Here is a 2868-nt window from a genome sequence, read left to right as displayed (position 1 = left end):
GCTATCGGGCGATGTCGCCTCCGATGTCGTCGACTACATGGAGAAGCTGCCGGTCGAACGGGCTTACCGGGTGAGCGTGTCCTCGGTCGGTCATGCCACCGATCTCTATGTGCTGGTGTTCAAGGACCAGAGCGAAACGCGCAGGATCGACCGCATGCGCGCCGACTTCATCGCCAATGCCAGCCACGAACTGCGCACCCCGCTTGCTTCCATCGCCGGCTTTATCGAAACGCTGCGCGGACCAGCCCGCAACGACGCGGCGGCGCGCGACCAGTTTCTGCAGATCATGCAGAGCCAGACCGGCCGCATGGCGCGTCTGATCGACGATTTGTTGTCGCTGTCGCGGCTCGAGATGAAACCCTATCTGAAGCCGGGAACCGAGGTGGACCTGCGTCAGACCGTCGACAGCGTCATCGACTCGCTCGGACCGCTGGCCAGCGAAAACGCCGTTGCCATCGAGCGGCGCTACGCCGATGGACCGCTTCATGTGCCTGGCGATCGCGATGAGCTTTTCCAGGTTTTCGAGAACCTCTTGGAAAACGCCTGCAAATATGGGCAGTCGGGTGGGCGCGTGGTTGTATCCATAGCGCATAGCGAGGCCGGATCAGAGCCGGGCATCGACGTCACGATCAGGGACTTTGGCCCTGGCATTCCCGAGGAGCACATTCCGCGCATTACCGAGCGCTTCTACCGCGTCGATGTCGAGACCAGCCGGACCCAGAAAGGCACCGGCCTCGGCCTGTCGATCGTCAAGCATATCCTGACGCGCCACAACGCCCGGCTTTCGATCAAGTCCGAAGTCGGCAACGGCGCGGCATTCTCGGTTCATTTGCCGGCGCACTGATATCGCCCTAATTCAAGGGCACTGTTTCTTTTTTCTGTCATCCGGCTAGCGTATCAGCGGGGATTCGAGGAAACGACTCAAAATCAAAACACCCCGTGGGAAGGCATTTGCCATGCAGTCCGTGCACATCGTCAGCGCTTATGACGAGGAGTTGAAATATCTGTCGAAGCGCATCGCCGCGATGGGTGGCCATGCCGAGCGCATGGTCGAACAGGCGGTCACCGCTCTCGTCAATGCCGACCCGGGCCTTGCCCAGAAGGTCATCCGCGACGATACCGTACTGGACGAGGGCCAGCGCGAAATCGACGACAAGGCGATCATCATCATTGCCAAGCGTCAGCCGATGGCGGCGGATTTGCGCGAGATCGTCGGGACCATCCGCATCTCCGCCGACCTCGAACGGGTTGGCGATCTCGCCAAGAACGTTGCCAAGCGGGTGGTCGCCGTCACCGACGGACGCCAGCCGACCAGCCTGTTCCGCGGCCTCGAGGCTCTGTCCAACCTGGCATTGACCCAGCTCAAGGAAGTGCTCGACGTCTACGCGTCCCGTTCGGTGGAGAAAATCGGCTTCGTGCGCGATCGTGACGACCAGATCGACGCCATGTACACATCGCTGTTTCGCGAATTGCTGACCTACATGATGGAAGATCCGCGCAACATCACGCCCTGCACGCATCTGCTGTTTTGCGCCAAGAACATCGAGCGTATCGGTGATCACGCCACCAACATAGCCGAGACCATCTACTACATCGTCACCGGTGATCAGTTGCCGGCTGAGCGGCCCAAGGGCGACAAGACCGACAAAATCAGCCTTTCCGAGACGCAGCCGGTGAAGTGAACGCCGCCTCTCGAACCGTCACCCGATTTACGATAAGCTTTCCGGGCTTTGCCTCTATCCTCGTCCGTGGATTTGCTCCGGGAGGTCGTGATGGAAAATGTTCGGAACCTGACCCCGGCGCCTGCGCCGATATCCGGCATTATCGCTTGCGGCGTTTACACCGCGGGGCGCCGCATCGCCGACATTCCCATCGAGGAAGCCGGCGAATGGGCAAAAAAATCCGGTCACGTCGTCTGGATCGGCCTGTTGGAGCCCGACCGTAACCTGTTGCTGCGCGTCCAGGCGCAGTTTCACCTGCATGAGCTGGCGATCGAGGATGCCGAGCACCCGCACCAGCGGCCGAAGATCGAGCAATATGGCGACGCCTTGTTCATCGTCGCCCGCACCGCGCAGCTGATCGAGGGCCGGGTCACCTTCGGCGAGACCCATTTGTTCGTCGGCTCAGGCTACATAGTCAGCGTCAGGCACGGTCCCTCGACGTCCTATGCCGCCGTTCGTCAGCACTGGGAAAGCTGCCCGCACTCGCTGGCCAAGGGCGAGGATTTCGTCCTCTATGCCATCCTCGATTTCATCGTCGACAATTACATGCCGGTGCTCGAGCAGATCGAGGACGAGGTCGAGGCGATCGAGGACAAGGTTCTGCTGAAGCCGATGACCGCTCCCGACATAGAGCGGCTCTATATGCTGCGCCGCGATCTCCTGCGCCTGCGCAATGCCGCGCTTCCGCTGGTCGAAGTCTGCCGAAGGCTGACCAGCGCCGAGCTGCCGCAGATCCACACCGCCATGTATCCGCTGTTCCGCGACGTCACCGATCACATCCGCACCGTTCAGGAGAAGATCGACAGCCTGCGCGAGGTGCTGGCATTTGCTTTCGAGGCGAGCTTGCTGGTCGGCCAGAGTCAGGAAACGGCCAACACCAAGAAGCTCGCCTCCTGGGCCGCAATCCTGGCGGTGCCGACGGCGCTCGCCGGCATTTACGGCATGAACTTCAGCGACATGCCGGAACTGAAGATGGAATACGGCTATCCGGTGGTTCTGGCCACGATCGCGCTGATCTGCGCGTTTCTGTATTGGCGGTTCAGGAAGAATGGCTGGTTGTGAAGTAGGGCAGTAGGGCAGTAGGGCAGTAGGGCAGTAGGGCAGTAGGGCAGTAGGGCAGTAGGGCAGTAGGGCAGTAGGGCAGTAG

Annotated in this window: 3 protein-coding genes; all 3 read left to right on the top strand. The window is 60.9% G+C overall.

Going from position 1 to position 2868, the window contains the following annotated elements:
* On the top strand, window positions 1–844 hold an 844-nt coding region (locus EN991_RS30610), incomplete at its 5' end, for an ATP-binding protein (RefSeq protein ID WP_127370149.1).
* A gap of 112 nt (window positions 845–956) precedes the next feature.
* Window positions 957–1682 carry a phosphate signaling complex protein PhoU gene (phoU, locus tag EN991_RS30605; RefSeq protein WP_013533646.1) on the top strand — a complete coding sequence of 242 codons (726 nt, stop codon included), beginning with the start codon at window positions 957–959 and terminating at the stop codon, window positions 1680–1682.
* A gap of 90 nt (window positions 1683–1772) precedes the next feature.
* A complete protein-coding gene (locus EN991_RS30600; protein WP_127370148.1) occupies window positions 1773–2783 on the top strand; it encodes a magnesium and cobalt transport protein CorA in 1011 nt (336 codons plus the stop codon).
* Window positions 2784–2868: the final 85 nt, after the last annotated feature.

It is taken from the genome of Mesorhizobium sp. M7A.F.Ca.US.005.03.2.1 (assembly GCF_003997795.1).
In the GTDB taxonomy this organism is placed as follows: domain Bacteria; phylum Pseudomonadota; class Alphaproteobacteria; order Rhizobiales; family Rhizobiaceae; genus Mesorhizobium; species Mesorhizobium ciceri.
Note: the sequence above shows the minus strand (reverse complement) of the source record. Positions and strands in the feature narration are given on the sequence as shown.

Excerpts from the sequence above, each read along its gene's own strand:
- phoU (WP_013533646.1), top strand. The coding sequence starts at position 957 with ATGCAGTCCGTGCACATCGTCAGCGCTTATGACGAGGAGTTGAAATAT.
- EN991_RS30600 (WP_127370148.1), top strand. The coding sequence starts at position 1,773 with ATGGAAAATGTTCGGAACCTGACCCCGGCGCCTGCGCCGATATCCGGC.